The organism is Gordonia caeni, assembly GCF_039537105.1.
Classification (GTDB): Bacteria; Actinomycetota; Actinomycetes; order Mycobacteriales; family Mycobacteriaceae; genus Gordonia; species Gordonia caeni.
In genome coordinates this window covers 369168-382282 of the sequence record NZ_BAAAZW010000003.1, presented here as the reverse complement: position 1 = coordinate 382282, position 13115 = coordinate 369168, and the positions used below count along the sequence as shown (strand labels likewise).

Genomic DNA, 13115 nt, shown 5'->3' with positions numbered 1-13115 from the left:
TTTCTTTACGTGGTGCTGAAGTCGTAGTAGCCCACGCCGGTGCCGGTCGCCGCGATCACGATCAGGAAGATGATCCACAAGACGACGGAGACGCCGAACACGATCCAGGCGATGTTCGCCCACTTCTTGGCTTCGTCGGCGTTGCGCTGCGCGCTGGGCGCGTCGCCCGCGTTCCACAGCTGGTTGACCGCATTCGCCTTGACGATCGCGACGACGCCGAGGATGCCGGCCACCAGGCTGATGCAGCTGACGCAGGTGAACAGGAATCCGAGCACGGTCACGATGATGGCCGAGACCATGTTGTTCGCCGGCGGAGCCCCGGCCGGGGTACCGGGCGTCGCGCCGTACTGCGGCTGACCGTACTGCGGCTGGCCGTACTGGGGCTGCTGACCGTACTGGGGTGTCTGCCCGTACTGGGGCTGCTCACCGTACGGGGGCTGCTCGCCGAACTGGGGCGGCTGCTGCCCGCCGTACTGGGGCTGCTCGCCGAAAGGAGGCGGCTGCTGCTCGCCGAACCCTCCGGGCGTCTGATTCGGATCTTCCGGGTTGCCCGGATTGTCGTCGTTCGGAGTTGTCATGCGCTCAGTTCCTCTCGGGTGATGTCACTCAGGAAGCCAGCTTCGAGTAGGCAGATCGTAACGGATCGGAACAGTCGGCGCGCGGACGCCGCTACGCGAAGAGCCTGGGCAGCGTCTCCTCGTGGACCTGGCGCAACTGCTCCAGAGTCACCGAGAACTGATCCTGGACCTCGACGCTGTCGCTGCCCTGATCCACCACGCCGATACGGACCCACGGCATGCCGCGCGCGTCGAGCATGGCGCAGAACCGCGACTCCTCCGTGCGCGGCACCGCCACCACCATCCGGCCGGTCGATTCGGAGAACAGTGTGACGAACGGGTCGGCGCCCTCGGGCAGCACCAGCCGGCAGCCGGTCTCGCCGGCCAGCGCCGACTCCACCACCGCCTGGATCAGGCCGCCCTCGGAGATGTCGTGGGCGGCCGAGATCATGCCGTCCCGGGAACCGGCGACCAGAATCTCCCCCAGCAGACGCTCCCGCTCCAGGTCGACCTGCGGCGGCACCCCGCCGAGGTGCTCGTGCGCCACCTGCGACCAGACGGAGCCGTCGAACTCGTCGTGCGTGTCCCCCAGCAGGATCAGGCTCTCGCCCGGCTCGGTACCGAAACCGGTGGGGATGCGGCGGCTGACGTCGTCGATCACACCCAGCACACCGACCACCGGCGTCGGCAGGATCGCGGTGGTCCCGGTCTGGTTGTAGAAGCTGACGTTGCCGCCGGTCACCGGGATGCCGAGCTGCGCGCACCCGTCGGCCAGACCGCGCACGGCCTGGCTGAACTGCCACATCACCGCCGGGTCCTCGGGCGAACCGAAGTTGAGGCAGTTGGTCACCGCCCGCGGCGAGGCACCCGAGGCCACCACGTTGCGGTAGGCCTCGGCCAGTGCCAGCTGCGCACCGCGGTACGGATCCAGGTAGGTGTAGCGGCCCGAGGCGTCGGTCGAGATCGCGATGCCGCGACCGGTGGCCTCGTCGATCCGGATCATGCCCGAGTCGGCGTGCTCGGCCAGCACCGTGTTGCCGCGGACGTAGCGGTCGTACTGCTCGGTGATGAACTTGCGGCTGCACAGCGCGGGGCTGGCGAGCATCATCAGGAAGGTCTCGCGCAGCTGATCGCCGGTCTGCGGACGGGCCAGGCCGGCGGTGGTCGAGGCGATCACCTCGTCCTGCCAGTCGGGGCGGGCGACGGGGCGCTCGTAGACGGGACCGTCGTGGGCGACGGTGCGCGGGGGCACGTCCACCACGGTCTCGCCGTGCCAGGTGATCTCCAGGTTCTCGCCGTCGGTCACCTCGCCGATCACCGTGGCCAGCACGTCCCACTTGCGGCAGACGTCCATGAAGGCATCGACGTCTTCGGGCTTGACCACCGCGCACATGCGCTCCTGCGACTCGCTGGAGAGCACCTCGGCGGGGGTCATGCCCTCGGCGCGCATCGGCACCTTCTCCAGCTCGATGTGCATGCCGCCGTCACCGGCAGCCGCCAGCTCGGACGTCGCGCACGACAGCCCCGCGCCGCCGAGGTCCTGGATACCGACCACCAGCCCGTCGCGGTAGAGGTCCAGACAGCACTCGATGAGCACCTTCTCGGTGAACGGGTCGCCCACCTGGACGCTGGGCAGCTTCTTGCGGCTGGGCCCGGCGTCGCCGTCGTCGGAGTCGAAGGTCTCCGACGCCAGCACCGAGACGCCGCCGATGCCGTCCAGGCCGGTGCGGGCACCGAACAGGATGATCTTGTTGCCGGTGCCCGAGGCGAACGCCAGGTGCAGGTCTTCGGTGCGCAGCACACCCGCACACAGCGCGTTGACCAGTGGATTCCCCTGGTAGCTGGCGTCGAAGACGGTCTCGCCGCCGATGTTCGGCAGGCCCAGCGAGTTGCCGTAGCCGCCGACGCCGCGCACCACACCATCCACCACGCGCCGGGTGTCGGCCGCGTCGGCCGCACCGAAGCGCAGCTGATCCATCACCGCGATCGGACGCGCCCCCATGGCCATGATGTCGCGGACGATGCCGCCGACACCGGTCGCCGCCCCCTGATACGGCTCGACGTAGCTCGGGTGGTTGTGCGATTCGACCTTGAAGGTCACCGCCCAGCCGTCGCCGATGTCCACCACACCGGCGTTCTCGCCGATGCCGGCCAACATGCCGGCCTTCATCTCCTCGGTGGTGGTCTCCCCGAAGTAGCGCAGGTGCACCTTCGACGACTTGTAGCTGCAGTGTTCGGACCACATCACCGAGTACATGGCCAGTTCGGCGGCGGTGGGCCGACGGCCGAGGATCTCGCGGATCCGCGCGTACTCGTCGTCTTTCAGTCCGAGTTCGGCGAACGGCTGCGGAACGTCGGGGGTCTCGACGGCGTGGGAAACGGTATCTACCTGGGCGCTCACACCGGACAGTCTATGCCAGCGCGCGCGGCGCTTCGCCCCCGGCAGAGGCCCGGCGCGATCGCCCGCCGGGAAGGCGAATCCATTGACTCGGAGCACTGTGAGTTACATACTGTAGCTATGGCTACACCCTATAGCCCAGAAGTCGGTTCCACGTCCGGCCGAGTCGCCGCCCGGCGGGCCGAGACCAGGTCCGAAGTGCTCGATCACGCGGAGCAGATCATGGTCGAGGACGGGGCGGGTGCGGTCACCGTCGCCGAGATCGCCCGGCGCATGGGGATGCGGTCGCCGTCGGTGTACAAGTACTTCCCGTCGCTCCATGCGATCTACGACGCCCTGTTCGCCCGCGGCAACGCGCGCCTCAACGACTGCGTCGCCGACGCGGTGGCCGACGGCGATCGGGGCCTGGACACTCTGCTGGCCGGAGCCCGGGCATACGTGCACTGGATCGTCACCCATCCCGGTCCGGCGGCCCTGCTGATCTGGCGGCCGATCCCCGGATTCGCCCCGAGCCCGGAGTCGTACGCCCCGGCCCGCGAGATGTGGCAACGGACCCGCGACGAACTGACCGCGGCCGCCGGTCGCGGCCAGCTGTCCGCGGCCGCCGACTCCGACGAGGCCGCCGGACTGCTGACTTCTCTGGTCAGCGGCATCTGTTCCCAGCAACTGGCCAATGAGCCCGGCGCCTCCTTCGACACCGGGCGGTTCACCACGCTGCTCGACGACGCGCTCGCGATGTTCGTCGGCCACTACGCGACCGGTCCCGGGAGGGCCACGAGCACCGAGAAGACCACGAGCACCGAGAAGACACAGCCCTGAAGAAAGGAACAGTCATGAAGCAGGAGCTGAGCAGCGACACCGTCGAACGCCACATCGAGGCGTCCCCGGAGTCGCTCTACGACATCGTCTCCGATGTGACCCGGACTCCCGAGCTCTCGCCCGAGATCCGCAGTTGCACGTGGGTGCGGGGTGCGACGGGCCCCGCGGTGGGCGCCCGGTTCCGGGCCATCAACACCACCGGCGGGCACAGCGTGTGGCCGAACTGGCCGGTGGTGGTCACCGCCGACCGCGGGCGGGAGTTCGCGTTCACCCGGACCGAACCCTTCTGCGGCACCCTGGAGTGGAAGTACCGCTTCATCCCGGAGGGGTCGGGCACCCGGGTGGTCGAGTCGTACACGGTGACCGAACCGATCACCGCGGTCGGCTGGTTCATCATCGACACCCTGGGCGGCCTGCACGACCGCCCCGGCGACCTGCACGCGGGCATGACGACGACCCTCGATCGCCTCGCGGCCCTCGCCGAATCCCCTACCTGAGGCCCGAATCCCCTACCTGAGGTATCGCCGCGCACTACAGTGAGCAGTCCAGCAGTTCTGGCATTCAGCAGATCTGGGGTTCGGGGGGACCATGGCTGATCAGCGGCGCATCGCGCGCGACCTCTTCGACGCGGGCATCGTCCGGCTCGGCATACCCGTCGACGGGCAGGACCGCCGGCCGCGGCCCGACGAGGCGCAGATCGCGTTCACCCGCGCCACCGAAGTCGATCCCGGCATGGGGGATGCGTGGCTGGGCCGCCTGGCCGCGGGCGACGCCTCCGGTGAGACGCTCTTCGGCCTGTACTGCGCGCGCGAGACGATAGGCGTCCAGCAGCGCCGACTCGGTCTGCCGACCGGGCTGCTCGGCGGCCGCGCACCCACCGGCATGTACGTGGACTATCCGGTCGCCGACGCGGCGGGCGCCGCCGTCGCCTACGCCGCATCCCTGTCGGCCGGCGACGACGTCGACGGCGCCGCCCGCGTTCTGGACCGGCTCGACGACCACTCGCCGATCGTTCAGTTCTCCTGGGCCGCAGTGCGGCTGCGCGCCCACGAGTGGCCGGAAGTGCTCACCGCACTGGCCCGCCTGGACGAGTGGGAGGACGGTTGCCTGGCCGCGGCCGGGGAGCTCCTGGCGGGCATCGCGTGCGTTCACCTGGGGCTGGTCGAGGAGGGGATCCGCCGGCTCGAGACGGTCCGCGACGGGCCGCTGACCAATGCCCGCGCCCAAGCCGTCTTCACCATCGCCATGGCGCATCGCTCGCGCGGGGACGAGGACTCCGCCCGCGTCCTGCTGCAGGAGGCCTTCGCCCTGGACCCGGGGCTGACCGAGGCCGCCCGGGCGCTGGCCGATCCCGACTACCGCCTGGTTCCGGCCGCCGATACCCCCGACGAGGGGGTGCAGCCCCGGGACGGCTCGGCGCCGACCGCTACTGATCCCTGGGCGGACCTCGAACGCGAGCTCGACCGCCAGGTCGGCCTGACCGCGGTCAAGCGGGAGGTGGCCCGCCTCCGATCCACCGCCACTCTCGCCAAGGTGCGCGCCGAGCGGGGCCTGCGCACCGGCGACCGCAGCCTGCACCTGGCCTTCACCGGTCCCCCGGGGACCGGGAAGACCACCATCGCCCGCATCGTCGCCCGCCTCTACTGCACGCTCGGCCTGCTGGCGACCGACCGGGTGGTGGAGGCCACGCGCCGCGACCTGGTGGGCGAACATCTGGGCAGCACCGCCCCCAAGACCGCCCGCGTGATCGATTCGGCGCTCGACGGCGTCCTGTTCATCGACGAGGCCTACACCCTGATCCAGCAGGGACTGTCGGGCGGCGACGCCTTCGGCCGCGAAGCCCTCGACACCCTGCTGCAGCGCATGGAAGTCGACCGCGACCGGCTGGTGGTGATCATCGCCGGCTACGACGACGAGATCGACCGGCTGCTGGCCGCCAACGAGGGCCTGGCCTCCCGCTTCGCCCGGCGGATCCGCTTCCCGTCGTACCTGCCGGACGAGTTGACCAGAATCGCCGAGGTCCTCGCCGACCGCCGCGACGACCGGCTGACCGCCGACGCCGCCGACGCGCTGTCCGAGGCGTTCTGCGCCCTCTACGACGACGTCGTCGACACTCCGGCCGGGCCCCGCCGCGGCACCGACGTGGCCGGCAACGGCCGGTTCGTCCGCAACGTCCTGGAGGCGGCCGAAGAGGAGCGCGAGCACCGCCTGGCCGCCGGGAACGACCTCACCGGGCTCACCGAGACCGAACTGATGACCATCACGGCACCGGATGTGCACCGGGCACTGGCCACCACCGGAGTTACGCCCGCGCTGAATTGAACTGCCGGCACCGGCCCGGCGGTGGCGGAATCGGCGACTCCCCGGACGTCCACCCAGGTCACGCGAACGCCGGCGACAGCTGTCGTGGCGGGATCACTCACCGGCCGCCGGACCTGTCCGCGTAGCCCCGACCAGCACCGATCTGCGGCCTTAGGCTCCCAACCATGCCGAAAACGAGCGATCCGACACGCCGCCGCCGGGCCGACGACGCCCGCGTCGTGGCCGACGTGTTGCGACGCGGAATCGACCGCGGCGAACGCACCGGCGCCCTCGACGAGCAGCGGCTCGCCGCCGAGTTCAGCGTCTCCCGCAACGCGGTCCGCGACGCCCTCGCGCTGCTGTGCGCCCAGGGGCAGATCGACCGAGCACCCCGCGTCGGCACGCACGTGGTCCGCCGCAAGGCCGAACACGGCATCGATGCGCTGCGCGGGCTGAAGGAGACCCTGGTGGAGCACGGCCGGGTGCGCAACGAGGTCCGGGTGGCCACCCTGGTCCGGTCCCCGGCCGCCGTCGCCCGCCGCCTGGCACTGGACCCCGGCGCCGAGGTGGTCTACATCGAGCGGCTCCGGTTCCTCGACGACGAGCCGGTCAGCCTCGACCTCACCTACCTGGCCCCCGACGTCGGCGTGCCGATCCTGGAACACGACCTGGAGAACACCGACGTCTTCACCCTGCTGGAACGGGTCTCCGGCCGGCGTCTGCACTCCGCCGAGCAGAGCGTGGAGGCCGCCGGCGCCGACCCGCACTCGGCCGCCAACCTCGATGTCCCGGCCGGCACCGCACTGCTGCTGATCGAACGCCTGACGCGCCTCGGTCCCGAGGCCCGCCCGGTGGACCTGGAGTACCTGCGGATGCGGAGCGACCGCATCACCCTGCACGCCACGGCGCTGCGGGACACCCACCCGAATGGAGAATCCCGATGACCCTGGCCCACAACCGCGCCGACGTCCCGGTCACCATCGACGAATCGCTGTGCATCGAAGGCTGCACGCTGTGCGTCGAGGTGTGCCCGCTGGACTCGCTGGCGATCAACCCCGAGTCCGGGAAGGCCTTCATGCACGTCGACGAGTGCTGGTACTGCGGGCCGTGCGCCATCCGCTGCCCCACCGGCGCCGTCACCGTCAACATGCCCTACCTGCTGCGCTGACCCGCCCTTCGCCGGAACACCGTCGCTCCCCGCTCGACCCAGCCCCCAATTCGACCCAGCCCCCAGTTCGACCCAGCCCCCTGTGAGGTCCCCTCATGCCCAGAATCCGCCATCTGCTCTCCCCCGTCCTGGCCGTCGCGGTCGGCGTCGGCGCCACCGCCTGCTCGCTGTCCCCCGACGACGCGGGTGACACCACCCAGATCGTCGTCGGATACCAGTCCAAGACCATCAACACGGTCACCGCCGGCACCCTGCTGCGCGCCCGCGGCGACTTCGAGAAGCGCCTGGAGCAGGCCGGCGAGGCGAGCGGCACCAGGTACTCGGTGCGCTGGGAGGACTACGACACCGGCGCACCCATCACCACCGGCATGATCGCGGGGAAGATCGACATCGGCTCGATGGGCGACTACCCGCTGCTGATCAACGGTTCCCGCGCCAACGCCGACCCGGCCACCGCGACGTCGATCCTCTCGGTCACCGGTTCGTCCCCCAAGGGATCGCTGAACATGGTGGTGGCGCAACCGGATTCGCCCATCGACTCGGTGGACGACCTGCGCGGCAAGCGGGTCTCGGCCAGCGTCGGCTCGGCCGGTCACGGCACCCTGGTGGCCGCCCTGGACCAGGCCGGCATCCCGGCCGACCAGGTGGAGGTGGCCAATCAGCAGCCGGAGGTGGGCGCGTCCACGCTGGAGAGCGGCAAGACCGACGCCCTCGCCCAGTTCGTCGCCTGGCCCGGACTGCTCGTCTTCCAGAACAAGGCCAAGCTGATCTACGACGGCGCCCAGCTCGGCCGCCCGACTCTGCACGGCACCATCGCGCGCAACACCCTGGTGAAGGACCGCCCCGAGGTGGTCGAGGCCTTCCTCAAGGCACAACTGGATGCCACCGCGGCCCTGGTCGCCGATCCCCTGGCCGCCGCGAAGCAGGTCGCCGACGCCAGCGGCCTGCCACCGGAGGTGGTCTACCTCTACAACGGCCCCGGGGGCACCGACTTCAATCCGGCGCTCAAGCCCTCGCTGATCGAGGCGCTCGCCGCCGACAAGCCGTACCTGCAATCCATCGGCAGCTTCCCGAACCCCGTCGACCTGGACGGCTTCGTCGACGATGCGCCGCTGCGCTCGGCGGTCGCCGCCACCGGCGGCGACTACCCGGCCCTGCTCGCGCGGGCGGGCAACGAGTCGGTCGCGGTCGGCGAGGTCTGGTACGACGGCCGAGACACCGCCAAGACCGACGACGCCACGGCCGTGCTGCGCCTGGTCCGCGATGCCAAGGCGCAGAACAAGGAGGTCACGGCCGCGTACGTGACCGACCCGGTCCTGGGGACCCGCTGGTTCGCCGACCACTCGGTCTGGCTGCGCGACGGTGATCGCTTCGAGGCCTTCACCACCGCCGACAGCGCCCGCACCTGGCGGGAGAGCCATCCCGGTGCGGTGACCGTCGGCTACGACGAGGCGATCTCGCAGGTGCGGTCGTGACCGCGGGCACCGTCCCCGGGGCCCGCCCGGTCGACGCGGCGCGCCCCCCGATCGCGCCCGCCCCGGTCGAGCACGCCGCCCGGCTGGGCGGCACCGACGGTGTGGCGGCACCGGCCGGATCCGCCCGCCCCGGAGGCGGGTCCGCCGTCTCGGTCTCCCGCTGGGCACTGCGCCTGGCCACCGTCGCGGCCGTCGTCGTCCTCTGGCAGGTGCTGGCCGCGAACAACGTGGTCGCATGGTTGCACTTCGACACCGTCCCCTCACCCCTGGAAGTGCTCTCGGCGTGGGGAGACCGGTTCGGCACGCAGCAGTACTACCTGGACGTCGGGCAGTCCCTGATCCGCATCGGGATCGGCTTCGCCCTGGCGACCGCCGTCGGGGTCCCACTGGGCATCGCCCTCGGCCGGTCCCGCGTGGCCGGCGACACCCTCGGCACCCTCACCGAACTGGCCCGACCCATCCCGGCGATCGCCCTGGTCCCGATCGCGATCCTGGTCTTCCCGACCGACGAGGCGGGCATGGTGTTCATCACCTTCCTGGCCGCGCTGTTCCCGATCATCGTGTCCACCCGGCACGCCGTCCGCGCGCTGCCCACCATCTGGGAGGAATCGGTGCTGACCATGGGCGGCACCCGCCGCGACGTGACCCTCCGCGTGATCCTCCCCGGGATCATGCCGGGCGTCTTCGGCGGCCTCTCGGTGGGCATCGGCGTCGCCTGGATCTGCCTGATCTCCGCCGAGATGATCTCCGGCCGCCTGGGCATCGGCTACCAGACCTGGCAGAGCTACACGGTGGTCGACTACCCGGGCGTCTTCGTCGGCATGTTCACCATCGCCGCGCTGGGCGCCGCGACCTCCGGCGCCATCGAACTGTGCGGCCGGCGCATGACGCGGTGGCTGCCGAGAGGAGAGCAGAAGTCATGAGCACCGCGATCGAGATCACCGGCGCCACCCTGCGGCACGGCGCGCAGGTCGTCATCGACGGCCTCACGCTGTCCATCCCCGCCGGCGAGGTGCTGGTGGTGACCGGCCCGTCCGGCTGCGGCAAGTCGACGCTGCTCCGCGCGATCGCCGGGCTGCGGCCCGTCGACGACGGCACGATCGCCGTCGCCGGCGAGGCGATCACCGGTACGTCCCGCGACCGTGCGATGGTCTTCCAGGACGATGCCCTGCACCCCTGGCGCACCGTCCGGAAGAACATCCTGCTCGCTCTCACGCTGCGCGGCGTGCCGCGCAACCGGCGGCGCGCCGACGCCGACCGCTGGCTCGGCGAGATCGGGCTCGGCGACTTCGCCGATCACCTGCCGCGGGAGCTGTCCGGCGGCATGCGGCAACGCGTGCAGTTGGCGCGCGGTCTGGCCGGCGCACCGCGGGCGGTGCTGATGGACGAGCCCTTCGGCGCCCTCGACGCCCAGACGCGTAGTTCCATGCAGCAGTTGCTGATCCGCACCCTGACCGCCCACCCGGCCACGGTCGTCTTCGTCACCCACGACATCGACGAGGCCGTGCTGCTCGGCGACCGGATCGTCGTTCTCGGCCGCGCCGGTGAACCGGTCCGCGAGATCGTCGACGTGCCCGAACCGCGCACCGGATCCCCCGCGAACGATGCGGCCCGCGCCGCGGCCGCCGCAGCCCTCGTCTCTCCCGCCGCACAGCAGAAAGCCACCGCATGAGCGCCCCCGACCACACGCAGACCTTCACCGCCCCCGACCTCGCCGACGCCCGGCGCCTGGACTGCGACGTCCTGGTGATCGGCGGGGGCACCGCCGGCACGATGGCGGCGCTGACCGCCGCCGAGAACGGCGCGCAGGTGCTGCTGCTGGAGAAGGCGCACGTCCGGCACTCCGGCGCGCTCGCCATGGGCATGGACGGAGTGAACAACGCGGTGATCCCCGGCAAGGCCACCCCGGAGGACTACGTCGCGGAGATCACCCGCGCCAACGACGGCATCGTCGACCAGAAGACCGTCTATCAGACCGCCACCCGGGGCTTCGGCATGATCTCCCGTCTCGAGCGCTACGGCGTGAAGTTCGAGAAGGACGAGTACGGCGAGTACGCGGTGCGCCGCGTGCACCGGTCCGGCTCGTACGTGCTGCCGATGCCCGAGGGCCGCGACGTCAAGAAGGTCCTCTACCGGGTGCTGCGCCGCCGCGAGATGCGGGAGAAGATCACCATCGAGAACCGGCTGATGCCGGTCCGCGTCCTCACCGAAGACGGTCGTGCCGTCGGTGCGGCCGCCCTGCACACCCGGACCGGCGAGTTCTACGTGATCGGCGCCAAATCGGTGATCCTCGCGACCGGCCCGTGCGGCCGCCTCGGACTGCCCGCCTCGGGCTACCTGTACGGCACCTACGAGAACCCCACCAACGCCGGCGACGGCTACTCGATGGCCTACCACGCCGGCGCCGAGCTCAGCGGGATCGAATGCTTCCAGATCAATCCGCTGATCAAGGACTACAACGGTCCCGCCTGCGCCTACGTCGCCAACCCGTTCGGCGGCTACCAGGTGAACGCCGACGGCGACCGCTTCGTCGACTCGGACTACTGGTCCGGCGACATGATGAGCGAGGTGGTCCGGGAGATCGACTCCGCTCGCGGCCCGATCTACCTGAAGGTCAGCCATCTGCCCACCGAGACCATCGACACCCTCGAGTCGATCCTGCACACCACCGAGCGCCCGACGCGCGGAACCTTCCACGCCAACCGCGGGCACAGCTATCACACGCACGACATCGAGATGCACGTGTCCGAGATCGGTTTGTGCAGCGGGCATTCGGCGTCCGGGGTGTGGGTCGACGAGAACGGGGCGACCACGGTCGACGGCCTGTACGCCGCCGGTGATCTGGCCTGCGTGCCGCACAACTACATGATCGGCGCCTTCGTCTACGGCGAGCTGACCGGCGGTCACGCCAGCGACCGCGCCAAGACGGTCGCCGCGCCCGGCGAGCTGCCCGCCGAGCAGATCGCCGACGCCCACGCGCTGATCTACCGGCCGCTGGCGAACCCGGACGGTCCCCCACAGCCGCAGGTCGAGTACAAACTGCGGCGGTTCGTCAACGACTACGTCGCGCCGCCGAAGACCTCGAACAAGCTCGGTATCGCCATCGAGACCTTCGAGCGCATGAAAGGCGAGATCGCGCAGATGGGCGGGCGCACCCCGCACGAACTGATGCGCTGTGCCGAGGTGACCTTCATCCGCGACTGCGCCGAGCTCGCCGCCCGCAGTTCGCTGACCCGCACCGAAAGCCGCTGGGGTCTCTACCACCAGCGCGACGACCTCACCGAACGCGACGACGCGAACTGGGGCTACCACCTCAACGTGCGCAAGAACGGTGCCGGCGAGATGGAGTTCCTCGGCCGGCCCGTGGCCCCCTACCTGGTGCCCGTCGACGGCCTGGATCACCTTCCGCCGCAGGATCGTTCGGTGATAGACATCCGGCAGCCGGCGGCGAACGCGGGCCCGGGCGGGGGACTGTCCGCGGGGGCTCCGGTCCGGCCGGTCGCCCGCCCCGGAGCGGCCCCACGCCAGCGCGAGCCGCTCTCGCCGCGGATCGCCGAGCTCGTGGCCCTGGAGTCGGTGACCGTGGACGAGATCGCCGGCTATCTGACCGACGACGATGCGACGGTGCGCCGCACCGCGGTGGTCACCCTCACCGAACACACCCCGCCGGGGTTCGAGCTGGCGCTGGCCGCGGCGCTCGGCGACGCCGACGGCGGCGTCCGCCGCGGCGCCGTCGACGCTCTCCGCGAACTGGTGGAGGTGCTGGCCGGCAAACCCGACTTCGTCGCGGCGCTGCGCCAGGCCGCCGAGTCCGGCGATCCGCTGGTCCGCGCCGGGGTGCTCGACGTGCTGCGCGCACTGAAGGAGGCCGAGGCGGCGTTCTTCGCACGCTTCCTCGGCGATGCGCATCATCGGGTCCGGATCGAGGCCATCCGCGGTCTGGTCTCCCACGACGATGCGACGTCGATCGCGCTGGCCGCCGGCGACGCCGACCGCGAGGTCCGGGTGGTGGCCGCGCACGGGCTGGCGACCGTCGGTGCGGGTGCGGACACCCTGCGCCGGCTGGCGATCGATCCCGATCCGCTGGTGCGTGCGGCCGCTCTCGCCGCCCTGTCGACCCTCGGTGACCCCGAAGCCGACGGAAAGCTCCTGCGAAAAGCTCTGCGCGACAACGCCTGGCAGGTGCGCAAGGGGGCGGCGACCGGACTGGCGGTGGCCCCCGGCGAGGAGTCGGTGTCCGCACTGGCCCCGCTGGTGGCCGACCCGCACGGCGACGTGCGGAAGGCGGCCGTGCAGACGCTGCGACCCTGGTCCGACGACCCGGCGGTCGCCGAGTTGATGTCCGCTGCGGCCACCGATGAGGACGCCGACGTGCGCGCCGCCGCTCGCTGAGGTGT

The 13115-nt window shown here is 71.0% G+C and carries 11 protein-coding genes; 9 read left to right on the top strand and 2 right to left on the bottom strand.

What is annotated here, in order from left to right:
- Positions 1-5: 5 nt before the first annotated feature.
- On the bottom strand, positions 6-578 hold the full coding sequence (locus ABD732_RS06865) for a CD225/dispanin family protein (protein ID WP_344781940.1): 573 nt from the start codon (positions 576-578) through the stop codon (positions 6-8).
- Positions 579-669: 91 nt separating this feature from the next.
- Positions 670-2958 carry a phosphoribosylformylglycinamidine synthase subunit PurL gene (purL, locus tag ABD732_RS06860; RefSeq protein WP_344781938.1) on the bottom strand — a complete coding sequence of 763 codons (2289 nt, stop codon included), beginning with the start codon at positions 2956-2958 and terminating at the stop codon, positions 670-672.
- A gap of 117 nt (positions 2959-3075) precedes the next feature.
- Here purL and ABD732_RS06855 point away from each other — a divergent pair, with 117 nt between their 5' ends.
- From ABD732_RS06855 to ABD732_RS06815, 9 genes are all read left to right on the top strand, one after another.
- Positions 3076-3774, top strand: coding sequence for a TetR/AcrR family transcriptional regulator (locus ABD732_RS06855; RefSeq protein WP_344781936.1), 699 nt, complete (start codon positions 3076-3078; stop codon positions 3772-3774).
- 14 nt (positions 3775-3788) lie between these two features.
- A complete protein-coding gene (locus ABD732_RS06850) occupies positions 3789-4271 on the top strand; it encodes an SRPBCC family protein (RefSeq protein WP_344781934.1) in 483 nt (160 codons plus the stop codon).
- A 91-nt stretch (positions 4272-4362) separates the two neighbouring features.
- The gene (gene eccA, locus ABD732_RS06845; RefSeq protein WP_344781932.1) at positions 4363-6096 is read left to right on the top strand and encodes a type VII secretion AAA-ATPase EccA; all 1734 of its coding nucleotides are present in this window, start codon (positions 4363-4365) and stop codon (positions 6094-6096) included.
- 164 nt (positions 6097-6260) lie between these two features.
- On the top strand, positions 6261-7019 hold the full coding sequence (locus ABD732_RS06840; RefSeq protein WP_344781930.1) for a GntR family transcriptional regulator: 759 nt from the start codon (positions 6261-6263) through the stop codon (positions 7017-7019).
- On the top strand, positions 7016-7243 hold the full coding sequence (locus ABD732_RS06835) for a 4Fe-4S dicluster domain-containing protein (protein WP_344781928.1): 228 nt from the start codon (positions 7016-7018) through the stop codon (positions 7241-7243). The genes ABD732_RS06840 and ABD732_RS06835 overlap by 4 nt, the downstream gene beginning before the upstream one ends.
- A 95-nt stretch (positions 7244-7338) precedes the next feature.
- Positions 7339-8718, top strand: a complete 1380-nt coding sequence (locus ABD732_RS06830) for an ABC transporter substrate-binding protein (RefSeq protein ID WP_344781926.1) — start codon at positions 7339-7341, stop codon at positions 8716-8718.
- Positions 8719-8819: 101 nt separating this feature from the next.
- Positions 8820-9641, top strand: coding sequence for an ABC transporter permease (locus ABD732_RS06825; RefSeq protein ID WP_344782033.1), 822 nt, complete (start codon positions 8820-8822; stop codon positions 9639-9641).
- Positions 9638-10390: an ABC transporter ATP-binding protein gene (locus tag ABD732_RS06820; protein ID WP_344781924.1), complete on the top strand. Its 753-nt coding sequence runs from the start codon at positions 9638-9640 to the stop codon at positions 10388-10390. The genes ABD732_RS06825 and ABD732_RS06820 overlap by 4 nt, the downstream gene beginning before the upstream one ends.
- The gene (locus tag ABD732_RS06815) at positions 10387-13110 is read left to right on the top strand and encodes a fumarate reductase/succinate dehydrogenase flavoprotein subunit (RefSeq protein WP_344781922.1); all 2724 of its coding nucleotides are present in this window, start codon (positions 10387-10389) and stop codon (positions 13108-13110) included. The genes ABD732_RS06820 and ABD732_RS06815 overlap by 4 nt, the downstream gene beginning before the upstream one ends.
- Positions 13111-13115 lie beyond the last annotated feature (5 nt).

What these genes read in the sequence shown, in the direction of transcription:
- ABD732_RS06865 (WP_344781940.1), bottom strand. Translation starts at nt 578, where the DNA reads ATGACAACTCCGAACGACGACAATCCGGGCAACCCGGAAGATCCGAAT.
- ABD732_RS06855 (WP_344781936.1), top strand. Translation starts at nt 3,076, where the DNA reads ATGGCTACACCCTATAGCCCAGAAGTCGGTTCCACGTCCGGCCGAGTC.
- ABD732_RS06850 (WP_344781934.1), top strand. Translation starts at nt 3,789, where the DNA reads ATGAAGCAGGAGCTGAGCAGCGACACCGTCGAACGCCACATCGAGGCG.
- eccA (WP_344781932.1), top strand. Translation starts at nt 4,363, where the DNA reads ATGGCTGATCAGCGGCGCATCGCGCGCGACCTCTTCGACGCGGGCATC.
- ABD732_RS06840 (WP_344781930.1), top strand. Translation starts at nt 6,261, where the DNA reads ATGCCGAAAACGAGCGATCCGACACGCCGCCGCCGGGCCGACGACGCC.
- ABD732_RS06835 (WP_344781928.1), top strand. Translation starts at nt 7,016, where the DNA reads ATGACCCTGGCCCACAACCGCGCCGACGTCCCGGTCACCATCGACGAA.
- ABD732_RS06830 (WP_344781926.1), top strand. Translation starts at nt 7,339, where the DNA reads ATGCCCAGAATCCGCCATCTGCTCTCCCCCGTCCTGGCCGTCGCGGTC.
- ABD732_RS06820 (WP_344781924.1), top strand. Translation starts at nt 9,638, where the DNA reads ATGAGCACCGCGATCGAGATCACCGGCGCCACCCTGCGGCACGGCGCG.
- ABD732_RS06815 (WP_344781922.1), top strand. Translation starts at nt 10,387, where the DNA reads ATGAGCGCCCCCGACCACACGCAGACCTTCACCGCCCCCGACCTCGCC.